This window comes from Novosphingobium sp. KA1 (assembly GCF_017309955.1).
Lineage (GTDB): Bacteria > Pseudomonadota > Alphaproteobacteria > Sphingomonadales > Sphingomonadaceae > Novosphingobium.
In genome coordinates this window covers 553229-578577 of sequence record NZ_CP021247.1, presented here as the reverse complement: position 1 = coordinate 578577, position 25349 = coordinate 553229, and the positions used below count along the sequence as shown (strand labels likewise).

The window sequence follows — 25349 nt, the reverse complement described above, 5'->3', positions numbered from 1 at the left end:
CGCCGGGAGGAGTTGGCGCCCCTTTTCGAGGTTACGGCCCGTATGGGCGGGCCGGTTATAGGGCCGCGATGGAGGCGCGGCCCGATCTGGAAGATCAGTACTTGAAGGTGATGTCCGCCAGATAGCTGCGGCCATACTTCTCGTAGCGGGCGATCTGGTCGGGGTCGTTGTTCCAGTAGAAGCGGGCGACCTGGTTGGTCAGGTTGTTCGCCTGGAAGCGGACCGAGATGCTCTTGTTGATCGCGTAGGACACGCTGGCGCCCAGCGTCGTCTCGGATTCGAGGCGGGTCAGCTGCGAGGCATCCCAGCCGTAGATCACGGTGAACGGGCTGTGGTGCTTGAGTGCGACGCGGGCGTCGATGCCGTGGCCCGAATACCAGAGGTCGAACTCGCCGGTGAACTTGGTGAGGCCCACCGCCGGGAACGGATTGCTGGCCGGCGCCAGCTCCTTCATGTTCGAATCGACGTAGCTGGCATTGGCGTAGAGGCCGAAGTTGTCGATCCCGAGGAAGTAGAACGGCGTCTGGATCGTGCCTTCGACACCGGCGACATGGCCGCCCTTGCCGTTGCCCGGCGAGGTGACGGTGTAGGTCTCGCCGCCGATGACCTGCTGCGTCTGGGTATAGCCGACGTTGCTCGACACGTCCTTGTAGTAGCCGGCGACGGCGATCATCGCATCCTTGTGGAAGTACCACTCGAGGCTGAGGTCACCCTGCGTCGCCATCAGCGGCTTCAGGTAGGGGTTGCCGCCCGAGGCGGTGTTGGTCGGCGGATAGTTGCTGAGCGCGAGGCTGGCGCGCAGCTCGTCGAGCGGCGGACGCGAGATCACGCGGGCGGCGCCGGCACGCAGCTTGAGCGTGTCGGTCAGGTCGAAGTTGAGGTTGAGGCTGGGCAGCGCGCGGAAGTACTTGCTGTTGTCGTTGACCGGCGAATACTCGGTCACGTTCTGCGTGCCGTCCCAGTAGGTGCGGCCCGAGAAGGCGTTCGAGTGGGTCGCCACGTTGACGAAGCGCACGCCGAGGTTGCCGGTGAAGAAGGACCCCGCGAAGTCCGACATCAGGTAGCCTTCGAAGTTGTCCTCCTTGACGCGCCAGTACTTCGACTTGTCCTGCACGGGCGTGCCGATGGTGAGGTACTCGGCGGCCAGCGTCTTGTAGTTGCCCCAGACGAGCGTGGGCACGTCGAAGCCGTGGACGTCGAAGGCGGTGAGGTACGAGGAATCGATCGTGCCGCTGCCCGAGACCGAGGCGCTGTAGGCATCGTAGCTCTTCACGCGGTTCGAATAGCGCAGGCCCGCGCCGAAGCCGGTGAAGAAGCCGCTGTCGAGATGGCGGTAGATGTCGACCTGACCGGCGCCGAGGTCGTCCTTGAGGCGCTGCGGGCCGTCATACTGGCCGCCCGAGACGACCTGGTTCGAAAGGTCGGCGGTGTTCGCGCTGACCGAGACGCTGGGCACCTGGTTACGGCCGGTGGCGAACGTCGTGCTTTCGGGCCACATGTCGACGTAGAGCGCGCCCCACGAATTGTCGCGGCGTGCGCGCGAGTACGAGGCGTCGAACTTCACGGTCCAGTCGCCGTCGTCGTACTTGGCGTTGAGGCCGGTGACGAAGAGGTTCTTGTCCTCGGTGTACTTGGCGATCGCGTTGGTGACCGACGAGTAGTTGTTCAGCGTCGCGCCGGTGATCGTGTTGCCCGAAAGGGTGTAGCTGCCGTCCTGGTAGATGTCGCCGGGGGCGCCGATGGTGCCGCCCCAGTCGCCCCAGCCGTTCGAGCGGCCGTACCACTGCTGCGCCTGGTTCTCGTCGATCTTCACCTTGGAGTAGAGAACGTCGAGGTTGATGTCCCAGTCGGTGGTCGGCTTCCACTGGATCGCGCCGGTGGTGGACCAGCGGGTTTCCTTTAGCGCCTTGATCTCGGTCTGCGCGCCCCAGGGGGCGTTGACCGGCTCGCCGTTCAGCGTGGGGGCCGAGGCGCCGTTGACGTCGTAGGTGTTGTAGCCCCAGCCCTGGAACGAGTTGTAGCCGTTCTTCTGGTGCTGGAAGGTGCCGCCCACGACAACCGCGAGATTGTCGGTCAGGTGGCCGATGTACTGGGCGCTGCCGCGCGAACCCCAGCCGGAATAGCCCGGAATGTCCTTGCCGCCGTCGTTGTAGAGCGCGCCGGCGCGCACGGTGAGGGCAGGGCCCTGGTAATCGAGCGGGCGCACGGTGCGGATGTCGATGGTGGCCGCGACGCCGCCCGAGATCACGTTGGCGGCCTGCGACTTGTAGACGGTCACGCCCGAGACGATTTCGGACGGGTAGATTTCCCAGCGGACGTTGCGGTCGGGCTCGGACGAGGCGACCTCGCGGCCGTTGATGAGGCCGAGCACGAGGCGCGGGCCAAGCCCGCGCACGGCCGCCTGACTGGCGTTGCCGCGATCGCGCGTGGCGGTGACGCCGGGCAGGCGGGCCAGCGAATCGGCGATGGTGACGTCGGGCAGGGCACCGATGTCCTTCGCGCTGATCTGCTCGGTGACGACGGTCTGCGCGCGCTTGGCGTTGAGCGCGTCCCGCAGCGAGGCGCGCAGGCCGGTGACAACGATGGCGTCGTTTTCGGCGGTGCTCTGGTCGGCTGCTGCAGTGTCGGTCGATTGTGCAAATGCCGGCTGCGAAAGCGCCTGCACGCCAAGTGCGATGGCGAGCGCGCTGGACGCACGGAATGCGGTGCGAAGCTTCAGGTCCACGTATCCCTCCCAATAAGCAGATGTCTTATTTATCGGACAATTATATTTGTCGGACATGAAAGTCAACGCGCAGCCATCGGAAGCGCCGGGAATCGCGGTAAATGGCGGATTGCCGAGGGTATCGGGAGAGGCGCTGTTTTAAGGTAGCGCTATCAGTCTGCCGGGGCCTTGATTCGCAGCGCAGCGACAGCCGCGACGAGCAGCGTTGCGGCGGCAAAGGCCATCGTCCAGATCGGCTCGTGCGGGAAAAAAGCCTTCATGATCGAGCCCATCACGGTTGCCACCAGCAGCTGCGGAAGCACCACAAAGACGTTGAAAAGACCCATGTAAATGCCGAGTTTCGCCTGCGGCAGGCTGCTCGCGAGGATGGCGTAGGGCATGGCGAGAATGGACGCCCAGGCAATGCCGATGCCGATCTCGGCCAGCACCAGCAGGTGGGGGTCGCGCAGCACCAGGAACAGGGCAAAGCCGAGGGCGCCAAAGGTCAGGCACAGGGCATGGGTGCGGGCCTTGCCGATGCGCCGGGCGAGCCATGGCAGCAGGGCCAGTGCGGCCACGGCGGCGACGCCGTTATAGACGGAGAAAAGCACGCCCACCCAGTTGCCCGCCTGCTGATAGGCGGCGCTGGCGGGATCGGCCGAGCCGAAGTGGTACTGCGCGACCACCGGGGTCGTGTTGATCCACATGATGAAAAGCGCCGACCAGCTGAAGAACTGCACGAAGGCGAGGCGCTTCATGATCGGCGGCATGCCGGCAAAATCGCCGACGATCCCGGCCAGCATCGAGGCGCTGCGGCCCGCGCGGGCGAGCAGGATCGCGGCGATCACCGCAAGGCCGTAGCCCGCGAGCAATCCGCCGAGCAGGTAGACTTCCTTTTCCAGATGCCACGCCCAGACCCCCAGCGCCACCGCTGCACCGGCGGCGATCCAGGCGAGGCCGCCAAGCGGGCTGCGCGCGGCAAGCGCCTCGGCGGTGGGGGCGTGGAAGGGGTCCTCGTCCTCGAAAGCGGCGAGTTCGTGCGGGGCATATTCGCGGGTGCTCAGCACCGTCCACAGCACGGCGGCAAACAGCGCGGCGCCGCCCGCCCAGAAGCTGAAGCGCACGGTATCGGGAATGCCGCCGGGGGCGGCGACGTTGCTGACGCCGAGATGGTCGAGGACATAGGGAAACAGCGAGCCGACCACCGCGCCCACGCCGATGAAGGCGGTCTGCACGGCGTAACCTGCGGTGTGCTGGTCTTTCCGCAGCATGTCGCCGACAAAGGCGCGGAACGGCTCCATCGAGACGTTGAGGCTGGCATCCAGCATCCACAGCAGCAGCGCCGCCATGAGGAGGCCGCTGCTTTCCGGCATGACCAGCAGCGCCAGCGTCGCCAGCAGCGCGCCGCCGAGGAAATAGGGGCGCCGCCGTCCGAGCCGCCCGAGCCACGTTCTGTCGGACAAATGGCCGACCACCGGCTGTACCAGCAGGCCGGTCAGCGGGGCGGCGATCCACAGCGCGGGAAGATCGTCGATCGCGGAGCCGAGCGACTGGAACACGCGGCTCATGTTGGCGTTCTGGAGCGCAAAACCGATCTGGATGCCAAAGAAGCCGAAGCTGATGTTCCACAGGCCCGCCCAGCCTTGCCGCGGCTTTTCAGCCCTGATCGCGCCCGAAACCGCCTGATCCATCACGTCCTTTTCCCTGATTCCGCAAGGCATCGCGGCCCGGCGTTTGTGTGACGCCGGGCCTCGCATGGGGCGCGCGCTTGGGCAAGATGCATACGAATGCCATGGCGCGGTGGAGCACGGTTCGGTCGTGGTCGGCGCGTCTCTCGTGACGGCCCCCCGTGACGGCCAGCTTCATGGTCCGTCCGGTTGGCGGACCGTCAGGATCCGGCGGGCGCCATGCCCAGATAGGCGACCCGTTCGCCGCGCCGCGCCGCGTCGATGGCCGAGTTCATCTGCGGCTCGGCGCCGGCAACGGCCTCGCGGCGGCAATTCCGGATCGCGGGTTCGGGGTTGTAGGCGAGTTGCGGTTCGGCGGTGTAGATGCGCCGGCACATCTTGGCGCTGCCCATGCGGACCCGGTGGACCATGACGGCCTGGTCGCCGCTCTGGTCGAGACGGAGATCGGAAATGTCGATGCGGGCGCGATAGGGCGGTTCGTGCAGGGTTCCCTCGAAGCTCAGCCAGGCCGGAAGGCTGCCATAGGGGCCGCGGACGACGGTCGTGAGTGTTTCTTCCGAAGCCGGCGCTGCGCCGGGCATCAGCACCGCGAGTGCTGCCGAGCATGCAAGCAATCTGAAAGCCATTGCGGTTCTCCTCATCTCTCGCATGGAAGCAAGGATGACGCGACCGACCGTCTTCCAGAGACCTGTCTGGAAGAACGTGAATGAAATCATGTCGTTCTGAAAGGGTTTTGGATTCCGAATCGCGTCGGAACTTCCATTGCTTTGCGATAGCATTGCGGGGTAATTATGACAATATTGGTAAAATTGCCATGGAATTTTATTTGTATAAATTACATTATTTTTGTCAAAAATTTATCAATTGAATCGTGATTGGTATTTTGTGATTTCCGAATATGTCGATTTCTGGAAGTCGTGTTCTCAAGGTATTGAAGTATCGGCATCATTCTTGGTCGGCGTGCGGTGTCGGTCTGGAAATGCGTGGGGGAGAGGGAGGGGGGGAGAGCTTCAGCGGGCAGGCAGGGTGCTCGCGCGCGCGATCAGGCGCGAAGGCAGGGTGGGGGCGGGCAGGGGGGTGTCCTCGATCTGCGCGACCAGTGTCTCGACCAGCCGCTCGCCCGCGCCCTTGAGGTCCTGCATCACCGTCGTCAGCGGCGGATTGGTCATGCTGGCGGCGGGTAGGTCGTCGAAGCCCATCACCGCGACGTCGCCCGGAATCGTGCGACCGGCTGCGGCCAGCGCCCGCATCGCGCCGATGGCGATGAGGTCGCTGGCGGCAAATACCGCGTCGAACCCGGCGCCGCTGTCGAGGATGTCCTGCATGGCGCGCTGGCCGAGTTCCTCGTGGCTGATCGCATCGCGCTGGAGCATGGGATCGCAGGCAAGGCCGGCCTCGGCCATGGCGGTGCACAGGCCGCGGTAGCGGTCGGCGAATTCGGGGTAGTGCTCGTCCGCCTGGCCGAGAAAGGCGATGCGCCGGCGGCCGAGGCCGATCAGGTGCTCGCCCGCCAGCTTGCCCGCGCCGAAATTGTCCGAGCCCACCGTGGCGCCGATAGTGCGATCGTCCACCGAACCCCAGCGCACGAAGTGCGTGCCTTGCCTGACCAGCTGTTCGAGGCGGCTTTCGTAGAGCGTGTAGTCGCCGTAGCCCAGCAGGATCAGCCCGTCGGCGCGGTGGCTGTCCTGATAGCGCACGTGCCAGTCGTCCTCCATCTTCTGGAACGAGATGAGCAGGTCCAGCCCGCGATTCGCGCATTGCCGGGTGATCGATGCCAGCATGGCGAGGAAGAAGGGGTTGATCTTCGAATCGTCGGGCGTCTGCTCCTCGAAGAACAGCAGCGCGATGGTGTTGGCACGCTGCGAGCGCAGCGACGAGGCGTTCTTGTCGACCGAGTAGTTCAGCTCCCGCGCGATGGCCTCGATGCGGGCGCGGGTGGCGGCGCTGACTGACTTCGATCCGCGCAGCGCGCGGCTCACCGTGGGCTGCGAGACCCCGGCGCGATAGGCGATGTCGAAGCTCGTCGGCCTGTTGCTCGGCTTGCGTCCCATCTGTCTTCCCCTTCCGTAAATGCCCGGAATTCCGGCCGCTTGCGCCTGTTCATGAGGGTGGCAGAACGGCAACGCCGCGTGGCCTACCGGCACTTGCGTATACGTATGCCATATTATGCATTCACCTGTCCCGTCCTAAGCAGGGGGAGAGCGGAAGCGTCGCGGTGGACAACCACCGGGCCTTCCACGGCGCTTGGGGATGCACATTTGCCCCGATCCGCCGGTCACTTTGGAGGAGGACACAGATGTTGCTTCACGACCCTATCTCGCGCCCGAAGACCGTGTCTTCGCTGGCTTTCTCGTCGGGCCCGAAGACGGTGTCTTCGCTGGCGCTCGCCATCGCCCTGGTCGCCGCGCCGCATGTCGCTCTTGCGCAGGAAGCCGGGGACGTGACGTCCGACGCCGAGGCCCAGTCGATCGTCGTTACCGGTTTTCGTGCCAGCCTTGAATCGGCGGTCAACAAGAAGAAGGGCGCCGAGCAGATCGTCGAATCGGTCTCGGCCGAGGACATCGGCAAGCTGCCCGACGCCTCGATCGCCGAATCCATCGCCCGCCTGCCGGGCCTGACCTCGCAGCGCGTCAACGGCCGCTCCAACGCGATCTCGATCCGCGGTTTCGCGCCGGACTTCTCGACCACGCTGCTGAACGGGCGCGAGCAGACCTCGACCGGCGACAACCGCGCGGTCGAGTACGACCAGTATCCCTCCGAGGTGATCAACGCGGTCAACGTCTACAAGACGCCGATGGCGAGCCTGGTCGGCCAGGGCCTGTCGGGCACCGTCGACATGCGCACGATCCGTCCGCTCGATGCCGGCAAGCGCATCGTCACCGTGGGCGCGCGCGGCGTCTATGCCGACCTCGGCAAGCTCAACAAGGGCTCGGACGACAAGGGTTACCGCATCAACGGCATGTACGTCGACCAGTTCGCGAACGACACCCTCGGCGTGGCGCTGGGCGCCAGCTACAACAGCGAGCCCTACCAGGTGCAGGAGTTCAACGCCTGGGGCTATGCCGACACGGCCGACGGCAACAAGGTGATCGGCGGCTCGAAGTCGTACAACACCTCGAGCAAGCTCAAGCGCCTCGGCCTCAACGGCACCCTGCAGTGGCGCCCGAGCCCCAACTTCACCTCGACCGTCGATGCCTTCTATTCGAACTTCAAGGACAACCAGATCAAGCGCGGCATCGAACTGCCGCTCTACTGGTCCTCGGCCACGCTCGATCCCGGCTACACGGTCGAGGACGGGCTGGTCAGCGCGGGCAGCTTCTCCGACGTCAAGGGCGTGCTGCGCAACGACGTGTTCCAGCGCCACGCCAAGCTCTATTCGTTCGGCTGGAACAACACCTGGAAGGGGGACAATGGCTGGAGCGCGATGGTCGATGCCAGCTATTCGAAGACCGACCGCAACGAACTGAACGTCGAGAGCTATTCGGGCACCGGCCGCGCCGGTACCGGCGCCACCGACACGATCGGCTTCACCAGCGCCGCCAAGGGCACGACCTTCACCCACGACATTGATTATGGCGACTGGAGCCAGATCCTGCTGACCAGCCCGCAAGGCTGGGGCGGCACCCAGATCGGCACCGACGGCACCGCGATCTACGGCGGGCAGGACGGCTACTACAACAACCGCAAGATCAAGGACGAGCTCTGGCAGTTCCGCAGCGAGGTGACGAAGGAGCTGGAATCCTCGTTCTTCAGCTCGATCCAGGCGGGCATGAACTACACCAACCATTCCAAGACGCTGACGCCGGAGGAATATTTCCTCGGCCTTGCCGCCAATACCGACGGCACCGTCAGCGTGGAAGTGCCCGAGCAGTACCGGCTCGGCACCACCAACCTCAAGTACCTCGGGCTGGGCAATGTCATCAGCTACAACCCGCTCGCGCTGATTCGCGACGGCATCTACAACCTCGTGCCGAACCCCACCGGCGACGTGGTCTCGAAGGGCTATGCGATCCGCGAGAAGCTGATGACGGCCTATCTCCAGGCCAACATCCGCTCGCAGATCGGCGCTTCGGAACTGACCGGCAACATCGGCGTGCAGGCGATCTGGACCGACCAGAACTCGACCGGCGGCAGCGCCGCGCCGAACATCGATCCGGCCACCGGGCTGCAGGTGGTCAATGCCAATGGCTCGCCCGCCTACATCTACGCGGTGCGCCGTTCGAGCACGGACTATCTCGACGTGCTGCCCAGCCTCAACCTCTCGCTGCGCATGCCCAGCGACTTCGTGGTGCGCTTTGCCGCCGCGCGCGAGATCATCCGCCCGCGTCTCGACGACATGCGCGCCTCGCTGGAATATGGCTATACCTTCACCAATGGCGTGGCGCAGGTGACCGGCTCCTCGGGCAACCCGGACCTGCGTCCCTGGCGCGCCAACGCGCTCGACCTGACCTTCGAGAAATACTTCGCCGCCAAGGGCTACATCGCCGCGCAGTTCTTCTTCAAGGACCTCAAGAGCTACGTCTACAACCAGGACGTGGTGATCGACAGCTCGACGCTGGCGCTGCCCGATCCGGGCGCGGGCTACACGATCTCGCCGACGGCGGTGATCAACATCCCGGTCAACGGGCAGGGCGGCAAGCTCTACGGCGTGGAAGTGGCGGGCACGATCCCGTTCGACGCCTTCACCTCGGCGCTTGAAGGCTTCGGCGTGACCGGCTCGGTGGCCTATACCCAGTCGAAGATCCACCCGACCCCGGGCGAACCGGCCTCGGCGCTGCCGGGCTATTCGAAGTGGGTCGCCAACGGCACCGCCTTCTTCGAGAAGTGGGGCTTCAACGCCCGCGCCTCGGTGCGTTATCGTTCGACCTTCATCGGTGAAGTCTCGGGCTTCGCGGCCAACCGCGTGCGCCGCCGCGCCCAGCCGGAAACGATCGTCGATGCGCAGATCGGCTATGACTTCCAGCCGGGCAGTTCGCTCGAAGGGCTCTCGCTCTACATTCAGGGCCAGAACCTCACCAATGCGCCGTTCGTGACGACCAATCCGGGCGATAACCGCCAGATCATCGACTACCAGCGCTACGGCGCGCGCTATCTGGCGGGCTTCACGTATAAGTTCTGAGGCCAGTTATCGGTGCCGTGCGGGGAACCTCCTCCTCTCCGGCGGCATCGCAATGGGCGGAACCGGGAAGTCCCTCTCCCTCCATTCCCGGTTCCGCTTCCCCCGAACGGGTTTCGGGGCGACGATGACGAAAACGTCGGGACGAAAAACATCGGAGAGTGCCTGAGATGAACCGCCTGCTTCCTTCTCTCCTGACCCTGGCTGCATCGCTTGCCGCCCCATCCGCGATGGCTGGACCGCTGGAAGACCTGCGCGCCCGCACGCCGGAGCAGGAAGTGATCTACTTCGTCCTGCCCGACCGCTTCGAGAACGGCGACCCGTCGAACGATGCGGGCGGAATGAAGGGCGACAGGCTCACCACCGGCTTCGATCCCGCCGACAAGGCGTTCTACCACGGCGGCGACCTCAAGGGGCTGACGCAGCGGCTGGGCTATATCCAGAACCTTGGCGCGACGGCGATCTGGGTGGGGCCGATCTTCAGGAACAAGCCGGTGCAGGGGCCGAAAGGCAATGAAAGCGCGGGCTATCACGGCTACTGGATCACCGACTTCACCCATGTCGATCCGCACTTCGGCACGGATGCGGACTTCAAGGCGCTGGTCGATGCTGCCCATGCGCGGGGGATGAAGGTCTACATGGACATCATCGTCAACCACACGGCGGACGTGATCCAGTACAAGGAGGGCAAGGCCGAGGGCTATCCCTACCGCTCGAAGGCGGACTACCCGTTCTCGCGCAAAGGTGGCGTGGCCGGAGCGCCGATCAATCCCGGTTTTGCCGGTGACGGCGATGCCGGCGCCGCGAACTGGGCGCGGATGACCGATCCCTCCTTCGCCTATACCCCCTATGTGCCGAGGGGCGAGGAGCGGGTGAAAGTGCCCGCCTGGCTCAACGAGCCGATCTATTACCACAACCGCGGCAACACCGACTGGAAGGGCGAAAGCGCGCAGTACGGCGACTTTGTCGGGCTGGACGACCTTGCCACCGAGAACCCGCGCGTGGTCGAGGGCATGATCGCGATCTATGGTGACTGGATCGACAGGTACGGCGTCGACGGTTTCCGCATCGATACCGCCAAGCATGTGAACCCGCAGTTCTGGCGCGCGTTTGTCCCCGCCATGAAGGCGCGGGCGGCGGCCAAGGGTATCCCGAACTTCCACGTGTTCGGCGAAGTGATGACCGGCGACTACGACCCGGCGCTGCTGGCGAGCTGGACGCGCAATGCGGGCCTTCCCGGCGTGCTCGACTTCGCCTTCATGCACGCGGTGCTGAAGGCGGCGGGCGGCGGCAGCAGCGAGGAACTGGCGCGCCTGCCCGAGGATGATGGGCTCTACGAAGGCGGCGCCGGGGCGGCGATGCAATTGCCGACGTTCCTGGGCAATCACGACGCCGGCCGCGCGGCGATGTTCCTGAAGGCCGCGAACCCGGCGATGGGCGCGGACGAACTGCTCAGGCGCGACGAACTGGCCCATGCCATGCTGCTCACCCTGCGCGGCGTGCCGACGATCTATTACGGCGACGAGCAGGGCTTTACAGGGGCGGGCGGCGACCAGCTTTCGCGGCAGGACATGTTCGCCAGCAAAGTGGCGATCTACAACGGCGAGGCGCTGGTCGGCACGGCCAAGACCACGGCCACCGAAAGCTTCGATCCCGCCCATCCGCTCTACCGCCTGATCGCGCAGCTTGCCGCCTTGCGCGTGAAGACCCCGGCGCTCACCGAGGGCCGTTCGGTCACCCGCGCGGCATCGGACAAGCCCGGCCTCATCGCCGTCTCCCGCTTCGATCCCGAGACCGGGCGCGAGGTGCTGCTGGCCTTCAACACCTCGACCGCGCCGGTTTCAGCAGCTGTTGCCGTCGATCCGGCCTCGCTCGCGTTCGAGACGCTGGCGGGCACGGCCTGCGCCGCCACGGCCGGCGCGCCCGGCTCGGTGCGCGTAGACCTGCCGCCGCTCGGCTTTGCGGTCTGCGCGGCCAAACCCTGATCCACTCCCCCCGGAAACGACCATGACCCAGACAGCCCCGTGGTGGCGCGGCGCCGCCATCTACCAGATCTATCCCCGCAGCTTCGCGGACGCCAATGGCGACGGCATCGGCGACTTGCCCGGCATCGCCGCCCGGCTGGACCATGTCGCCAGCCTCGGCGTGGAGGCGGTGTGGATCTCGCCCTTCTATGCCTCGCCGATGGCCGATTTCGGCTATGACATCTCCGATTACTGCGCTGTCGATCCGATCTTCGGCACGCTGGCCGATTTCGACGCGGTGATCGCGCGGGCCCGCGAACTGGGGCTGAAGATCATCGTCGATCAGGTCTATGCCCATACCTCCGACAAGCACGCCTGGTTCGTGGAGAGCCGCTCCAGCCGCGATAACCCGCGCGCGGACTGGTACGTCTGGGCCGATCCCAAGGCGGACGGCACGCCGCCCAACAACTGGCAGTCGATCTTCGGCGGCCCCGCATGGCGCTGGGATGCGCGGCGCGGGCAGTATTACATGCACAACTTCCTGGCCGAGCAGCCGCAGCTCAATTGCCACAGCCCGGAGGTGCAGGACGCGCTGCTGGGCGTCGCGAAGTTCTGGCTGGACCGGGGCGTTTCGGGCTTCCGCATCGATGCGCTCAACCACGCGATGCACGACCCGCTGCTGCGCGACAATCCGCCCGCGCCGCAGGATGGCAAGCTGCGCACGCGGCCCTACGACTTCCAGATCCAGCGCTACAACCAGTCGCACCCGGATCTCCTGGCCTTCATCGAGCGGCTGCAGGCGCTGATCGCCTCTTATCCCGATACTTATTCGCTGGCCGAAGTCGGCGGGCTCAATGCCGGGGTGGAGATGAAGGCCTTCACTGAGGGCCCCGCGCGGCTGAACAGCGCCTATGGCTTCGACTTCCTCTATGCCGAGAGCCTGACCCCCGCGCGCGTCGCCGCCACGCAGGAATTCTGGGCTGATGAACCGGGCCCAAATACGGACGGCGGCTGGCCCAGCTGGGCTTTCGAAAACCACGACGCCCCGCGCGCCGTCTCGCGCTGGTGTGCACCGGAGCACCGCGACGCCTTTGCGCGGATGAAGGCGATGCTGCTGCTGTCGCTCAGGGGCAACCCGATCGTCTATCAGGGCGAGGAACTCGGTCTGGAGCAGGACGAGGTGCCGTTCGAACTGCTTCAGGACCCCGAGGCCATCGCCAACTGGCCGCTCACCCTCTCGCGCGACGGCGTGCGCACACCGCTGCCGTGGCAGGCGCAGGACGAGCATGGCGGCTTCACCAGTGGCCACCCGTGGCTGCCGCTTTCCGAAGCAAACCTGGCCCGCGCCATCGACCGGCAGGAGGCCGATCCTGCCTCGCTGCTGCACCTGACGCGCCGCCTGATCCACTTGCGCCGAGACGATGCGGCGCTGCGGCGGGGCACGTGCGAGGTGCTGCTGGCCGACGAGACGCGGCTGGTGCTGCGCCGCGCGGCGGAGGGGCGCTCGGTGCTGGCCGTGTTCAACATCGGCGAGCGTGATGCGGCCTGGCCGCAGGATGTGCCGATAGCGGGCAAAGTGCTCGCCGCCGTCAACGAGGCGGCGCCAGGGCTGCTCCCCGCATGGGCCGCGATCTGGATCGAGGAATGACCTTGCCCGGAACGGTCGGCGATCGGGATCGGGCCATGACTACCCACCATCGTCGCCCCCGCGCAGGCGGGGGCCCCGCTTCCTTCTGCGACCTCCCGTTTGGCCGCAAGGAAAGCGGGATCCCCGCCTTCGCGGGGATGACGGGATTTTTTTGAGCGGGCTGGTCGGTCCGCATCCGTACACGTTTCAAAAGGAGATCGGGCATGAAGCCTTTCCGCCTGCTGGCCCCCGCCAGCGTTCTTGGAGCCGGCATCCTCGCCGCCGCTCTCACGCCGCTTGCCGTGCATGCGCAGGAGGCGCACCCCAGCGTCACCGCCGCCTCGCCCGATGGCTCCATCGTGCTCACCGTCAGCACCGACAACGACAGCCGCCCCACCTGGTCGCTGTCGCGCAAGGGCAAGCTGCTGATCGCGCCGAGCAAGCTGGGCTTCGTGCTGACCGACGGGGTCAACATGGTGCGCGGCTTCGCCATCTCCGGCAGCGAGACCGGCAGTGAGGACGATACCTGGCAGCAGCCCTGGGGTGAGCGCCGCTATGTGCGCGATCACTATAACGAGGTGACCGTCCACTTCCGCCAGTCCGCCGCGCAAGGCAGCCGGTTGATGGACGTGCATTTCCGCCTGTTCGATAACGGCGTGGGTTTCCGCTACGAACTTCCCGAGCAGCCGGCGATGAAGACGATGAAGATCGCCGACGAGACCACCGAGTTCGCCATCGTGCCCAAGGGCGAGGCATGGTGGATCCCCGGCGGCGAGTGGAACCGCTACGAGCAGGTCTACCAGAAGACCGCGATCGACGCCGTTTCCACCGCGCATACGCCGATCACCATGAAGCTGGAGGACGGCACTCACTTGTCGTTCCACGAAGCGGCGCTGGTCGATTATGCCGGGTACTGGTTCAAGCGGGCCGATGGGCAGACCTTCCGCACCACGCTCTCGCCCTCGTCACGCGGTGCGCGGGTGGTGCGCGATCTGCCGTTCAACACGCCCTGGCGCACGATCCGTATTGCCGACAATGCGGCCGGCCTTGTCGAGAACGATCTGGAACTCAACCTCAACGAACCCAACAAGCTGGGCGATGTCAGCTGGGTCAGGCCGATGCGCTATATCGGCATCTGGTGGGGCATGATCCGCGGCGACTGGACTTGGGCGACCGGCCCGCAGCACGGCGCCACCACCGCGCGTGCCAAGCAGTATATCGACTATGCCGCGCGCCACAATTTCGGCGGCGTGCTGATCGAGGGCTGGAACAAGGGCTGGGACGGCGACTGGTTCGGTCACGGCGATTTCAGCTTCACCGAGGCGACGCCGGACTTCGATATCAAGGCAGTGACCGACTATGCCCGGAAGAAAGGCGTGGTGCTGATCGGCCACCACGAGACCGGCGGCAATATCGCCATCTACGAAAAGCAGATGGACGCGGGCTTCGCGCTCTACGAGAAGCTGGGCGTCACTTCGGTGAAGACCGGCTACGTCGCGGATGGTGGCGGCATCATTGCCGATACCTGGCATTACGGCGAAAAGCCGGGCGAAACGCATATGGAATGGCATGATGGCCAGCGTCAGGTGAACCACCATCTGGACGTGGTGAAGCTGGCCGCGCAGCACCACATCGCCATCGACGCGCATGAACCGGTCAAGGATACCGGCCTGCGCCGTACTTATCCCAACTGGGTCAGCCGCGAAGGCGCGCGGGGCATGGAGTACAACGCCTGGGGTGCCTTCGCCAATGGGCCGGACCATGAGCCGACGCTGGTCTATACGCGGATGCTCTCCGGCCCGATGGACTTCACGCCCGGCGTGCTGAGCCTTGAAGGCGCGCATCACGATCCGCTGGCCTCCACGCTCGCCAAGCAGCTCGGGCTCTATCTCGCGATCTATTCGCCGATCCAGATGGCGGCGGACTTCGTGGAGAACCTCGACAAGTATCCGCGCGAGATGGAGTTCATCAGCCATGTCCCCACCGACTGGGCCGAAAGCCACCTGATCGCCGGTGAAGTGGGCGACTATGCGATCTTTGCGCGCAAGGACCGCAACAGCCCCGAATGGTTCGTCGGCGGCGTCAACGACGCGGCGGCCCGCACTGTCACGCTCTCGTTCGACTTCCTTGAACCCGGCAAGACCTACAAGGCGACGATCTGGAAGGACGGGGAGGGCGCGACCTATCTCACCGAGGCCCGCCACAAGATCGCCTACGAAACGCGCAGCGTGAAGAAGGGCGACACCTACACGCTCTGGCTGGCCCCGGGCGGCGGCGCGGCGATGCGGCTGGTGCCGGGGAAGTAGACGGGCCCGGCGCCCGCAGATCAACGCGGTGGGGGGCGGTGCTGCCCAGAAGATGCCCATTCGGGCGTTTTCTGGGCAGAATCTCGGAGGCGCGGGCAGCGGTGCGGGGATTTTCCATGCGGATCGCCGCGATCTTGACGGATAGGGGCGATTGCAGGCGGGGGCTTTTGCCGCGCGCCGGTTGTGCTTAGACAGGCGGGCATGAACCGTCTTCTCGCCCGCCTGAACATCGATCCCTATCTGCTGCTGCTGGTCTCGACCGTGGGGCTCGCCTCGATCTTCCCGGCGCGCGGCGCCTGGGCGGGGATCGCCGGAGGCGCGGCGGATGCGGGCATCGCGCTGCTGTTCTTCCTCCACGGCGCCAAGCTCTCGCGCGAGGCGATCATCGACGGCGCCAAGGCATGGAAGCTGCACCTGACGGTCGCCTGCCTGACCTTTGTGCTATTCCCCATTGTCGGCCTCGGCGTCAGCGCCATTCCGGGGCTGGAACCCTCGCTGGCGATGGGCCTGCTGTTCCTGACCCTGCTGCCCTCGACCGTGCAGTCCTCCATCGCCTTTACCGCGATAGCCGGGGGCAACGTGGCGGCGGCGGTGTGCAGCGCCTCGTTCTCCAACCTGGCGGGCATCTTCATCACCCCGGTGCTGACGGCGCTGTTCATCACCGGCAAGACCCAGGGCTTCTCGACCGATCCGATCATCACCATCGCCGTCCAGTTGCTGCTGCCGTTCATCGCCGGACACTTGCTGCGCCCGTGGATCGGCGGTTTCGTCAGCCGTCACAAGAAACTGCTGGGCTACACCGACCGGGGCTCGATCCTGCTGGTGGTCTATACCGCCTTTGGCGCCGCGGTGCTGGAAGGGCTGTGGCACAAGGTGGCGCTGGCCGAGCTTGGCCTGATCGCGGCGCTGTCGCTGGGCATCCTGGCGGTCATCATGGTGGCGGGCAATGTCATGGGGCGCCTGCTCGGCTTCAACCACGAGGACCGCATCGTCATCCTGTTCTGCGGCTCGAAAAAGAGCCTCGCCACCGGGGTGCCGCTGGCAGGCGTGCTGTTCGCGCCGGCGCAAGTGGGCGCGATCATCCTGCCGCTGATGTTCTTCCACCAGATCCAGCTGATGGTCTGCGCGGTGCTGGCCCGCCGGCTGGCCGCGCAGGCCGAGGCGCAAGCGGCGGCCCCCGCCCGCGCGGAACTTGCCAAAGCGCCTTGATCCTGGCTCTGAAAGTAAGCTTGAAGTAATGTTGGGGCGGGAATTTTGCTTTTTCGCCAATATATTGTGCGGTGTTCTGAGTAAATTCCAGGGTCTTTTCTTGCGATTAACAAAATGTAAACCCTGTCTCGGTACAATGCGGCTATGGCCCGCTCTTCATCCCCCAGGCAGGCATCGCGCCGTGCTGTTTCGCTGACTGCGCAGTGCCGCACGCAAAGCGGCCTGCGCGATCGCGGCGAAATTTCCGACATTTCCGCCAGCGGTTGCTGCGTGCGGGTATCGGGGCTCTATTTCCGCGTTGGTGCCCGCGTGGTCATCCGCCCGCAAGGGCTGGAAGGGCTGACCGGCGTGGTGCGCTGGGTCGAGGGTGATTATGCCGGGGTCGAGTTCGACCGCGAGATCTACCAGCCGGTGGTCGACCATCTGGTCCGGCTCCATGGGGTGACCACGGTCGTGCCGGGCTGAGAGTCCGTGTGAAAATTCGCCAAACGCGGATTTTGCAGCACCGGCCCGCTCGCACCTTTCCCAGGCGCAATCCAGGCTGCTTCGCCGCGGCGGTATTTGCGCGCGGCCGGGGCGAAGTGTCTCGCCCGCCGGGCCGCAGTGCCTAGGCTGCTTTCCCAGACAAAGCATCCGGCCACGGGCCGGCGAGTCGGGAGAGAGACATGGCACCTGATGCCGATGCGGCCGTTCACGAGGCCCCGAACCATCCGCTGGCACGGCGGATGGGCGTCATTGCGGGCATTTCGCATAACCTGGTGATCGGCACGATCATGGGCGCGTTCAGCATCATGCTGGCCCCGGCCGAGCAGAGGCTGGGCGTCAGCGCGGAAGCCGCCGCCGCCGGTATTCCGCTGGTGCTGGTCGGCTCCTCGCTGCTGGCGCCGTTCGTCGGCGTGCTGGTCGCGCGGTTCTCGCTGCGCCTGCTGATGCTGCTGGGCGCGCTGCTGGGCGCGGCGGGTTTTGCCATGCTGGCGCTGACGCATAGCTATGCGCTCTATCTGGCCGCCTATGCGCTGCTGCTGGGCCCGGCGATGATCCTTGCCGGCTCGATCGCCCCGGCCACGCTGGTGACGCGCTGGTTCGCCCGCAACCGGGGGCTGGCGCTGGGGCTTGTCCATCTGCCGGTCGTCATCGCGATCACGCCCTGGCTGGTGGAGCGGGGCCTGCGCGTGTTCACGCCGACGACGATCTATCTCGGCATCGCTGCCGCCATTGCCGGGATCCTGGTGCCGGCCAGCCTGCTGGCGATCGACCATCCTCCCGGCGGCGAGAGCAAGGCACCGGTCGCGGCGGGCAAGCGCACGTCGGACGGCTCGCTGAGCGTCGCCCAACTGCTGTCGCGCCCGCGCTTCTGGGCACTGTGCCTGGCGGCCGTCGCCAGCATGGCCAGTTCGGTCATGCTCGGCTCGCTGCTGGTGCCGATGGGCCAGTCCTGGGGCTTTTCCCGCGGGGAATCGGCATTGCTGCAATCGGGCATGTCGCTGGTCGGCATCGCCGGTTCGGTGCTGTTCGGCTGGGTGGCGGACCGGCTGGGCGGGGGACGCGCGCTGGCGCTCATCGGCTGCAATTGCGCGGTGCTCTGGTCCGTGCTGCTGCTGCACCCGCCTTTTGCGCTGACTGGCGTGGTCATCGGCCTGATCGGCCTGCACGGGGCAGGGGCGATCCCGGGGCTGGGGCGCGGGCTTTCCGATGCCTTCGGGCAAGCCAGCTACAGCCGTGGTTTTGGCCTCAACACGCTGATCGGCCTGCCGTTCATCGCGGTTTCGGTGATCGGTTCGGCCAAGGTCTTCTCGCTGACACGGAGCTACGACGGCGCGATCATGGCGATGGCGGGCTTTTTTGTCGTGGCCATGCTGCTGGGCCTGTATGCTGCCGGAGGGCGCCTGGCGCGCCCTGATACGGCGGCCGCAGCGCCCGCCTAACCGCGCTGCGCGGTCGCTCTGGGCTGTCCGTCCACCGGATAGCCGAGGTCGGCCGGGATCGTCAGCCATTCGGCGCCGTCGCGGATCTCGATGCGCGGATGGATGCGGCGGACCGGGTGGCGGGCGATGTCTTCCAGCGCCTCCTCGTGGCTGGCAAAGCGGGCGAGGCGTTCGAGATTGCGGCGGGTCGGGAAGATCACCGAGATCTCGCCGCGATCCGCCATGGCGAGGGCCTCGGCGGCGCTGATCCAGAACAGGCGGGTGTTCTCGGTGGCATCCACCTCGATCTCGACGGCGCCGGTGCCAAGGTCGATCACGAAGAAGCGGGTGTCGAACGCGCCTTCCCATGGCGGGCACCAATGCGCGTAGAGCGCCAGGCGCTGGGGGGCGAGATGCCAGCCGAAGTGCTTGAGCACCGGCGCCAGGCTGCCCTGTTCCAGCAGCATCGCCCGTGCCCCGGCAGCCTCGGCGGCGGAAACCGGCGTTGTCGTGGCGACCATCAGGCCGGTCTCTTCCAGCGTCTCGCGAATGGCGGCGATGCGGGCGGCGGCGATTTCCTCGGCCTCGCCGGGCAGGATCATGCGGGCCAGTTCGCGGTCGGCCGCGTCCACCCGGCCGCCCGGGAACACCGCCGCGCCGCCCGCGAAACGCATTTCCTTGGCGCGCTGGACCATCAGCAATTCCGGCGGGCCAGCGACGGCGGCCCGGAAAATCACCAGGGTGGCGGCGGGAATGACCCTCGGGCCATCGGCGGGCATCGGCTGGTCGCTCGGGGGCTGGTCGCTCGGGCGCGCGCTCTGGGGCGCGCTCAGGGGCGAACTCGGGTGTGGGCCGCTTGTGGACGAAGCGTTCGGCGGTGTCGTGGTCATCGCCCGATCATGGCGGGGCCGGGCGGGGTGGCAAGCCGAATTGTCGGCAAAGGCGGCAAACCGGCAATTCGTCGCCGGGGCGGCAGGCCGGACCGGCGCCGGATCGCCGCCGGATCGCAGCGCATCGGCGCCAATTGTCGGTTCTCTTTACAATCATTGACGATTCGTTGCCTTGCGAATCATACGAATGGCGGAATTCCGGGATATTTGGAATTTGGCACGACTTGTGCTTATATAGCTGCGTACCCCGAGTATGTCTCGACTGAGACGGGGCCGAAAGTCTCCCGGCCCCGTCTCCCCGAGCTGCCTCCCCCGAAATCACCGGAATTCCTGCTCTCGCAGCGCGGCGAAGCGATGCCGTGCGCGTGCAAGGAGGCTTGCGGCGCGCATGCAAAAACGCCCGGAGGTTTCCCTCCGGGCGTCTTGCGTTTTGTCGTGGCCGGTTCTCAGCCCTGGGTGGCGAGACCCGCGTCGATGAAGAGCTGCGACAGCTCGCCGGCCTCGAACATCTCCATCATGATGTCGCTGCCGCCGACGAATTCGCCCTTCACGTAAAGCTGCGGGATCGTCGGCCAGTCCGAGAAGGACTTGATGCCCTGGCGGATTTCCATGTCCTGCAGCACGTCGACGCTCTCGTAAGGGGCGCCGAGGCGCTCGAGAATGGCGACCGCGCGGCTGGAGAAACCGCACTGCGGGAACAGCGGCGTGCCCTTCATGAACAGGACGATGTCGTTATTGTTTACAATCTCGCCGATGCGGGCGTTGACGTCGGACATTTTTCGAAACCTTCAGAAACGGACCGACGTCAGTTGGGAACGGCGGTGGTAAGTTGCAAGGCGTGGAGGACGCCGCCCATGCGGCCGCCCAGTGCTTCGTAGACCATTTTGTGCTGCGCGACGCGCGGTTTTCCGGCAAAGGCGGCACTGGTCACGCGGGCGGCGTAATGGTCGCCGTCGCCGGCAAGATCGGTGATCTCGACCTGGGCGTCGGGCAGGGCCTCACGGATGAGAGCCTCGATCTCGGGGGCGGACATGGCCATCGTCGGAGATCCTCAGCCCAGGAAAGCGCGGCGGGCTTCGACCTGCTTGGCCTCGAGCGCGCTGCGCACTTCGGCTTCGCTGGTGTCCACGCCGGCGGCGGTGATGTCGCCGATGAGCTTGCGGATCACGTCCTCGTCGCCGGCTTCCTCGAAGTCGGCCTGGACCACGGCTTTTGCATAAGCTTCGGTTTCGGCGTGGGAAAGTCCCATGCGCTCGGCCGCCCATTCGCCCAGGAGGCGGTTGCGGCGGGCCTGGATGCGGAACTGGATATCGGCGTCATGCACGAACTTGGCCTCCTCAGCCCGTTCACGATCCTGGAAAGTCGTCATCTTGCACCCTCTGTCAATACAAGTGTCCATACACTGGGCCGCACGGATTAGCACGTGCCGATAGGGCGGGGATTGATCCTGTTCAATCCCGTTTCACAGAATGAATCGCAAAAGCATGGCAGGGCTGCTGCCGAAAACGATAGCGGCCCGCTCTCCGGTGGGAGAGCGGGCCGCTATCCGATTGCCGGGCGCTGCGGGCAGAAACCCGTCAGGCCGCGGTTGCGGGCGTCCTGGCGAGGAACGGCAGATCCGTCTTGGCCTTGGCCTCGTAGACCGAGATCGCATCGCCCTGCGCCATGGTCAGGCCGATCTCGTCGAGCCCTTCGAGCAGGCAGTGCTTGCGGAAGGCATCGATCTCGAAGGTCCAGCGGTCCTGGAACGGCGTCGTCACCGACTGGGTTTCGAGGTCGACGTCGATCGGATGCTCGCGCGCGACTTCCATCAGGCGGTCGATCGCGTCCTGCGGCAGCGCCACGGTGAGGATGCCGTTCTTGAAGGCATTGCCCGAGAAGATGTCCGAGAAGCTCGGCGCGATCACGCAGGAGACGCCCATGTCGAGCAGCGCCCAGGCGGCGTGCTCGCGGCTCGATCCGCAGCCGAAGTTGTCACCCGCGATCAGGATCGGGGCGCCCGCATATTCGGGATCGGTGAAGACGTTGCCGGGCTCCTTCTTGACCGCCTCGAAGGCGCCCTTGCCAAGGCCTTCGCGGGTGATCGTCTTGAGCCAGTGGGCGGGGATGACAACGTCGGTATCGACGTTCTTGCGGCCGAACGGGATGGCCCGCCCGGCGACGTGGGAAATCGCGTCCATCAATCGGTCTCGGTGGCTTTTTCGGGGTGCAGCGCCTTTTCGTTGCTGCGGGCCTTGCGGCGCTTCACGAAGAGCAGGGCCGCGGCAATGGCGGCCGAACCGATGGCGGCACCGGCAGCGATGGCGGCCTTGCCGGCCAGATCCTTGGTTTCTTCGGTCATCTCGTGATCATCCCATCAGTTCGCGGACGTCGGTGAGCTTGCCGGTCACCGCGGCGGCGGCGGCCATGGCGGGGCTCATCAGGTGGGTGCGGCTGCCAGGGCCCTGGCGGCCGGTGAAGTTGCGGTTGCTGGTGGAGGCGCAGCGCTCGCCCGCGGGAACCTTGTCGGGGTTCATCGCGAGGCAGGCCGAGCAGCCCGGCTCGCGCCATTCGAGGCCGGCGTCGATGATGATCTTGTCGAGCCCTTCGGCTTCCGCCTGCGCTTTCACGAGGCCCGAACCGGGGACAACGATCGCCCACTTGACGTTGTCGGCCTTGTGGCGGCCCTTGAGCACTTCGGCCGCGGCGCGGATGTCCTCGATGCGGCTGTTGGTGCACGAGCCGATGAAGACGTTCTGCACTTCCACGTCGGTCAGCTTCGTACCCGGCGTCAGGCCCATGTAGTCGAGGCTGACCTTGACCGCCTCGCGCTTGGAGGCATCGGCGAAGTCTTCCGGCGCCGGCACGCTGCCGCCGATGGCCGAGGTATCCTCGGGGCTGGTGCCCCAGGTGACGGTAGGCTGGATGTCCTCGGCGCGAATCTTGACGGACTTGTCGTAGGTCGCGCCTTCATCGGTGGCGAGGCTCCGCCACCAGGCCAGGGCCTTGTCCCAGTCCTCGCCCACGGGGGCGTAGGGGCGGCCCTTGACGTAGGCGAAAGTCGTCTCGTCCGGCGCGATCAGGCCGGCGCGGGCGCCGCCCTCGATGGCCATGTTGCACACGGTCAGGCGGCCTTCGACGGTCATTTCCTCGAAGACATTGCCGCAGAACTCGATCACGTGGCCGGTGCCGCCGGCCGTGCCGATCACGCCGATCACGTGGAGGACAACGTCCTTGGAGGTGACGCCGGCGCCGAGCTTGCCCTCGACGCGCACTTCCATGGTTTTCGAGCGCTTGAGCAGCAGGGTCTGCGTGGCGAGCACGTGCTCCACCTCGCTGGTGCCGATGCCGAAGGCGAGGGCGCCGAGGCCGCCGTGGCAGGCCGTGTGGCTGTCACCGCAGACGATCGTGGCGCCGGGCAGCGAGAAGCCCTGTTCGGGGCCGACGACGTGGACGATGCCCTGTTCGGCATCGGTCGAATCGATGTAGCGGATGCCGAATTCGGGCGCGTTCTTCTGCAGCGCGGCCAGCTGCTGGGCACCTTCGGGGTCGGTGATCGGCAGGATATGGCCTGCCGCATCCTTGCGGGCGGTGGTGGGCAGGTTGTGGTCCGGCACCGCAAGCGTAAGGTCGGGGCGGCGCACCGGGCGTCCGGCGACACGAAGGCTTTCGAAGGCCTGCGGGCTGGTGACCTCGTGGACGAGGTGCCGGTCGATGTAGATGAGGCTGGTGCCGTCATCGCGCGTGTCGATGACGTGGGCGTCCCAGATCTTCTGGTAGAGGGTGCGCGGCTGTTTGGTCATGATGGATGCGCGATTAGGCGCGCCTGTCCCGCAATTCAAGGGGGATCGGCGCGCCTTTTCGCGCAACTTTATTTGCAGGGTGGTCAAAGGGAGCCCTTATCGGCGGGCCCCATTACCCCCTGTGGCCGTTGCGATCGCCGCGTTCGCCGCGCAGGGCGACGTGGACCTTGTCGATCCGGCGCTCGAGCGTCTGCATCTCGCGGGCATTGAGGCCGCCGCGGGCATAGGCGGTGTGGAGACGCTGGATGTCGGCGGCTTCACGGCGCAGGCTTGCGGCCTCGCGCTGGCTGATGGTGCGGCGGGTGGCGGCGCGGTCGATCCGCACCCTGAGGCCCGAGATGTCGGCGCGGATCGCCGCTTCGCGCTTGGGGGTGACATGGGCGGCCTGCTGGCGCGGCGCGTCATAGCGCGGGGCGGCCTCGGCAATGCCCGGCGCGACGGCCGAGAAGGCCAGGGTGGCGACCAGGGCGGGGGCGATCAGGCGGGCAATCTTGCGCATCGAATTTTCCTTCCATCTTCGTGTCTTGGTTCGTGAGTTCAGTTTTAGGAGTGCGAAGATGAACGGGAGGCGACCAATCGGTCACAGTCCTGTCGGCATTTGTAACTTAGTGTCGCAAGGGCGCTGCGTTATGAAACACTTGCGACCCGAGGGAGAGGGTGCCTGAAAACAGAAGGAATGCAGGCGCGGACGTGTTTCGCCACCGAGCCGACACGGCCGCCTCTGCATTCCTGATTCTCCCGACTTTCCGCCAATTCGAGAGCGCTTGCCGGGCTTGGTTGCTGTTCGTGCAACTTGAGGTGCGCAAGACGCAACCATTGCCGACCCGGAAGGGGAGTTGCATGCGCTGCGCGCAATCTTGTTGCGTTCCGTGCAACTGGCGGTTCCACCTAGTCATTTGCGGTTCGGCGCGGTCTGACGCAAAAAGAACTCGCCTTTCAGGCATCCTCTCCCAAAGACTTTCAAGGGCTGGTCCTCACGGACCGGCCTTTTTTTTTGTCCTGCGACCTGCCTTGTCCTGCGACCGGCAGGGGCTGGCCGGGCAAAGTCGCGGCGAAAGGGCAATCGGTTCCTGACAAACCGGGGGGGCGGCGCTAGGCTGGCCGCATGTCCTCCATTCCCGCCTTGCTGCTTCCGGTTCTTGTTGTCCTGGCCACGGTGGCCGCGATGGAAGGGATCGCCTGGGCCAGCCACAAGTATGTGATGCACGGCTTCGGCTGGGCCTGGCACCGCGACCATCATGAGCCGCACACGGGCGTGCTGGAGAAGAACGACCTCTATGCCCTGTTCGGTGCGGGGATCAGCATCGCCCTGTTCGTGCTGGGTTCGCCGATGATCCTGGGCGCGCGGGCCTGGGCGCCGGGGACGTGGATGGGCATCGGCGTGCTGATCTACGGCGTCATCTATAGCCTGATCCACGACGGACTGGTGCACCAGCGCTATTTCAAATGGGTGCCGCGCCGCGGCTATGCGCGGCGACTCGTGCAGGCGCACCGCTTGCACCATGCGACGCTTGGCAAGGAGGGCGGGGTGAGCTTCGGTTTCCTGGTCGCGCGCGATCCGGCGGCCTTGCGGCGGGACTTGCGCCGGCAGCGGCTGTCCGGCATCGCGGTGCTGCGCGAGGCGGTGGACAGCGACGCCGGCCGCGGATTCGAGGAGGCCGGAGAGCCCTGATCGGGCGTTTCCGTTCGTCGCTCCTAATGCACGCTTTGCCGCACATGCTTCAACCGTCCATATAGGCCACTTTGCATCGGGAGTACGTATTTTTCCGTGCCACCGGAACGCTTAGGCGTGTGATCCCCAGCCGTTCCTTTCCCGGCACGTGTCTTTGGGAGTGTTGCCCCATGAGAAAGGACATCCTGAAAGTGCTGGTGGCCGGCGGCCTGATGGCGGGAAGCCTGGCAATGGGCGGCTGCTCGTCGAGTGGGGACGCGATTCCCGCGCCTGCTCCGCCGCCGCCGGCAAGGCCGCCGCTGCCGCCGGGGGCGATCCCCGGAACGATGGCGGCCGATCGGGACGGCGACGGCATGGTCGACGGCTACTACACGTCCGACGGTGTCTACCACCCGACTTGCGTGCCGCCGCCGTCCGGCAGTCGGGGCGAGCGCGGCTGAGGGACGCCCTCGCGGGTGTTCGCCCACTGCGACGACCTTGCGACGAC

Annotated in this window: 22 protein-coding genes; 10 read left to right on the top strand and 12 right to left on the bottom strand. The window is 66.1% G+C overall.

What is annotated here, in order from left to right:
- Positions 1 to 94 precede the first annotated feature (94 nt).
- The 4 genes from CA833_RS02915 to CA833_RS02900 all read right to left on the bottom strand — a co-directional run bounded on the left by CA833_RS02915 (position 95) and on the right by CA833_RS02900 (position 6443).
- Positions 95 to 2725 (bottom strand): TonB-dependent receptor, encoded by a 2631-nt coding sequence (locus CA833_RS02915; RefSeq protein WP_207079190.1) that lies wholly within the window; start codon positions 2723 to 2725, stop codon positions 95 to 97.
- Between the two features lie 152 nt (positions 2726 to 2877).
- The gene (locus CA833_RS02910) at positions 2878 to 4395 is read right to left on the bottom strand and encodes an MFS transporter (RefSeq protein WP_207079918.1); all 1518 of its coding nucleotides are present in this window, start codon (positions 4393 to 4395) and stop codon (positions 2878 to 2880) included.
- 197 nt (positions 4396 to 4592) lie between these two features.
- The gene (locus CA833_RS02905) at positions 4593 to 5018 is read right to left on the bottom strand and encodes a hypothetical protein (RefSeq protein ID WP_207079189.1); all 426 of its coding nucleotides are present in this window, start codon (positions 5016 to 5018) and stop codon (positions 4593 to 4595) included.
- 384 nt (positions 5019 to 5402) lie between these two features.
- Complete coding sequence (locus CA833_RS02900; RefSeq protein ID WP_142632359.1) at positions 5403 to 6443, bottom strand: LacI family DNA-binding transcriptional regulator; 1041 nt, start codon at positions 6441 to 6443, stop codon at positions 5403 to 5405.
- Positions 6444 to 6769: 326 nt separating this feature from the next.
- On the opposite strand from CA833_RS02900, the gene CA833_RS02895 reads away from it, so the two are divergent.
- The 7 genes from CA833_RS02895 (at position 6770) to CA833_RS02865 (ending at position 18539) form a co-directional block, all read left to right on the top strand.
- A complete protein-coding gene (locus tag CA833_RS02895) occupies positions 6770 to 9511 on the top strand; it encodes a TonB-dependent receptor (protein WP_242526356.1) in 2742 nt (913 codons plus the stop codon).
- Positions 9512 to 9678: 167 nt separating this feature from the next.
- Complete coding sequence (locus CA833_RS02890; protein ID WP_207079187.1) at positions 9679 to 11493, top strand: alpha-amylase family glycosyl hydrolase; 1815 nt, start codon at positions 9679 to 9681, stop codon at positions 11491 to 11493.
- 22 nt (positions 11494 to 11515) lie between these two features.
- The gene (locus CA833_RS02885; RefSeq protein ID WP_207079186.1) at positions 11516 to 13120 is read left to right on the top strand and encodes an alpha-amylase family glycosyl hydrolase; all 1605 of its coding nucleotides are present in this window, start codon (positions 11516 to 11518) and stop codon (positions 13118 to 13120) included.
- 203 nt (positions 13121 to 13323) lie between these two features.
- Complete coding sequence (locus tag CA833_RS02880) at positions 13324 to 15405, top strand: glycoside hydrolase family 97 protein (protein WP_207079185.1); 2082 nt, start codon at positions 13324 to 13326, stop codon at positions 15403 to 15405.
- Between the two features lie 201 nt (positions 15406 to 15606).
- Positions 15607 to 16614, top strand: coding sequence for a bile acid:sodium symporter family protein (locus CA833_RS02875; RefSeq protein ID WP_207079184.1), 1008 nt, complete (start codon positions 15607 to 15609; stop codon positions 16612 to 16614).
- A gap of 144 nt (positions 16615 to 16758) precedes the next feature.
- Positions 16759 to 17079 carry a PilZ domain-containing protein gene (locus tag CA833_RS02870; RefSeq protein WP_142632364.1) on the top strand — a complete coding sequence of 107 codons (321 nt, stop codon included), beginning with the start codon at positions 16759 to 16761 and terminating at the stop codon, positions 17077 to 17079.
- A 200-nt stretch (positions 17080 to 17279) separates the two neighbouring features.
- The gene (locus CA833_RS02865; protein ID WP_142632365.1) at positions 17280 to 18539 is read left to right on the top strand and encodes an MFS transporter; all 1260 of its coding nucleotides are present in this window, start codon (positions 17280 to 17282) and stop codon (positions 18537 to 18539) included.
- Here CA833_RS02865 and CA833_RS02860 read toward each other — a convergent pair.
- Complete coding sequence (locus tag CA833_RS02860) at positions 18536 to 19297, bottom strand: NUDIX domain-containing protein (protein ID WP_207079917.1); 762 nt, start codon at positions 19295 to 19297, stop codon at positions 18536 to 18538. The two genes, CA833_RS02865 and CA833_RS02860, sit on opposite strands and share 4 nt — an antisense overlap.
- Here CA833_RS02860 and CA833_RS02855 point away from each other — a divergent pair.
- Positions 19272 to 19568 (top strand): hypothetical protein, encoded by a 297-nt coding sequence (locus CA833_RS02855; RefSeq protein WP_207080170.1) that lies wholly within the window; start codon positions 19272 to 19274, stop codon positions 19566 to 19568. The two genes, CA833_RS02860 and CA833_RS02855, sit on opposite strands and share 26 nt — an antisense overlap.
- Before the next feature lie 286 nt (positions 19569 to 19854).
- Here the strand turns inward: CA833_RS02855 and grxD are convergent, their stop codons facing one another.
- The 7 genes from grxD to CA833_RS02820 all read right to left on the bottom strand — a co-directional run bounded on the left by grxD (position 19855) and on the right by CA833_RS02820 (position 23689).
- On the bottom strand, positions 19855 to 20184 hold the full coding sequence (gene grxD, locus CA833_RS02850) for a Grx4 family monothiol glutaredoxin (RefSeq protein WP_207079183.1): 330 nt from the start codon (positions 20182 to 20184) through the stop codon (positions 19855 to 19857).
- 29 nt (positions 20185 to 20213) lie between these two features.
- A complete protein-coding gene (locus CA833_RS02845) occupies positions 20214 to 20447 on the bottom strand; it encodes a BolA/IbaG family iron-sulfur metabolism protein (protein WP_142632367.1) in 234 nt (77 codons plus the stop codon).
- A 12-nt stretch (positions 20448 to 20459) separates the two neighbouring features.
- A complete protein-coding gene (locus CA833_RS02840; RefSeq protein WP_142632368.1) occupies positions 20460 to 20777 on the bottom strand; it encodes a DUF1476 domain-containing protein in 318 nt (105 codons plus the stop codon).
- 208 nt (positions 20778 to 20985) lie between these two features.
- Positions 20986 to 21588, bottom strand: coding sequence for a 3-isopropylmalate dehydratase small subunit (gene leuD, locus CA833_RS02835; RefSeq protein ID WP_207079182.1), 603 nt, complete (start codon positions 21586 to 21588; stop codon positions 20986 to 20988).
- On the bottom strand, positions 21588 to 21749 hold the full coding sequence (locus CA833_RS02830; RefSeq protein WP_185928683.1) for a hypothetical protein: 162 nt from the start codon (positions 21747 to 21749) through the stop codon (positions 21588 to 21590). The genes leuD and CA833_RS02830 overlap by 1 nt, the downstream gene beginning before the upstream one ends.
- 7 nt (positions 21750 to 21756) lie before the next feature.
- On the bottom strand, positions 21757 to 23190 hold the full coding sequence (leuC, locus tag CA833_RS02825; protein ID WP_207079181.1) for a 3-isopropylmalate dehydratase large subunit: 1434 nt from the start codon (positions 23188 to 23190) through the stop codon (positions 21757 to 21759).
- Positions 23191 to 23302: 112 nt separating this feature from the next.
- A complete protein-coding gene (locus CA833_RS02820) occupies positions 23303 to 23689 on the bottom strand; it encodes a hypothetical protein (protein WP_207079180.1) in 387 nt (128 codons plus the stop codon).
- 606 nt (positions 23690 to 24295) lie between these two features.
- Between CA833_RS02820 and CA833_RS02815 the strand changes: the two genes are divergently transcribed.
- The gene (locus CA833_RS02815) at positions 24296 to 24862 is read left to right on the top strand and encodes a sterol desaturase family protein (protein ID WP_142632372.1); all 567 of its coding nucleotides are present in this window, start codon (positions 24296 to 24298) and stop codon (positions 24860 to 24862) included.
- 170 nt (positions 24863 to 25032) lie between these two features.
- A complete protein-coding gene (locus CA833_RS02810; RefSeq protein ID WP_142632373.1) occupies positions 25033 to 25302 on the top strand; it encodes a hypothetical protein in 270 nt (89 codons plus the stop codon).
- Positions 25303 to 25349 lie beyond the last annotated feature (47 nt).

Excerpts from the sequence above, each read along its gene's own strand:
- CA833_RS02830 (WP_185928683.1), bottom strand. The coding sequence starts at position 21,749 with ATGACCGAAGAAACCAAGGATCTGGCCGGCAAGGCCGCCATCGCTGCC.
- CA833_RS02860 (WP_207079917.1), bottom strand. The coding sequence starts at position 19,297 with ATGCCCGCCGATGGCCCGAGGGTCATTCCCGCCGCCACCCTGGTGATT.
- CA833_RS02855 (WP_207080170.1), top strand. The coding sequence starts at position 19,272 with ATGACCCTCGGGCCATCGGCGGGCATCGGCTGGTCGCTCGGGGGCTGG.
- leuC (WP_207079181.1), bottom strand. The coding sequence starts at position 23,190 with ATGACCAAACAGCCGCGCACCCTCTACCAGAAGATCTGGGACGCCCAC.
- CA833_RS02900 (WP_142632359.1), bottom strand. The coding sequence starts at position 6,443 with ATGGGACGCAAGCCGAGCAACAGGCCGACGAGCTTCGACATCGCCTAT.
- CA833_RS02845 (WP_142632367.1), bottom strand. The coding sequence starts at position 20,447 with ATGGCCATGTCCGCCCCCGAGATCGAGGCTCTCATCCGTGAGGCCCTG.
- CA833_RS02875 (WP_207079184.1), top strand. The coding sequence starts at position 15,607 with ATGAACCGTCTTCTCGCCCGCCTGAACATCGATCCCTATCTGCTGCTG.
- CA833_RS02815 (WP_142632372.1), top strand. The coding sequence starts at position 24,296 with ATGTCCTCCATTCCCGCCTTGCTGCTTCCGGTTCTTGTTGTCCTGGCC.
- CA833_RS02840 (WP_142632368.1), bottom strand. The coding sequence starts at position 20,777 with ATGACGACTTTCCAGGATCGTGAACGGGCTGAGGAGGCCAAGTTCGTG.
- leuD (WP_207079182.1), bottom strand. The coding sequence starts at position 21,588 with ATGGACGCGATTTCCCACGTCGCCGGGCGGGCCATCCCGTTCGGCCGC.
- CA833_RS02890 (WP_207079187.1), top strand. The coding sequence starts at position 9,679 with ATGAACCGCCTGCTTCCTTCTCTCCTGACCCTGGCTGCATCGCTTGCC.
- CA833_RS02810 (WP_142632373.1), top strand. The coding sequence starts at position 25,033 with ATGAGAAAGGACATCCTGAAAGTGCTGGTGGCCGGCGGCCTGATGGCG.
- CA833_RS02865 (WP_142632365.1), top strand. The coding sequence starts at position 17,280 with ATGGCACCTGATGCCGATGCGGCCGTTCACGAGGCCCCGAACCATCCG.
- CA833_RS02880 (WP_207079185.1), top strand. The coding sequence starts at position 13,324 with ATGAAGCCTTTCCGCCTGCTGGCCCCCGCCAGCGTTCTTGGAGCCGGC.
- CA833_RS02885 (WP_207079186.1), top strand. The coding sequence starts at position 11,516 with ATGACCCAGACAGCCCCGTGGTGGCGCGGCGCCGCCATCTACCAGATC.
- CA833_RS02820 (WP_207079180.1), bottom strand. The coding sequence starts at position 23,689 with ATGCGCAAGATTGCCCGCCTGATCGCCCCCGCCCTGGTCGCCACCCTG.
- grxD (WP_207079183.1), bottom strand. The coding sequence starts at position 20,184 with ATGTCCGACGTCAACGCCCGCATCGGCGAGATTGTAAACAATAACGAC.
- CA833_RS02910 (WP_207079918.1), bottom strand. The coding sequence starts at position 4,395 with ATGGATCAGGCGGTTTCGGGCGCGATCAGGGCTGAAAAGCCGCGGCAA.
- CA833_RS02870 (WP_142632364.1), top strand. The coding sequence starts at position 16,759 with ATGGCCCGCTCTTCATCCCCCAGGCAGGCATCGCGCCGTGCTGTTTCG.
- CA833_RS02905 (WP_207079189.1), bottom strand. The coding sequence starts at position 5,018 with ATGGCTTTCAGATTGCTTGCATGCTCGGCAGCACTCGCGGTGCTGATG.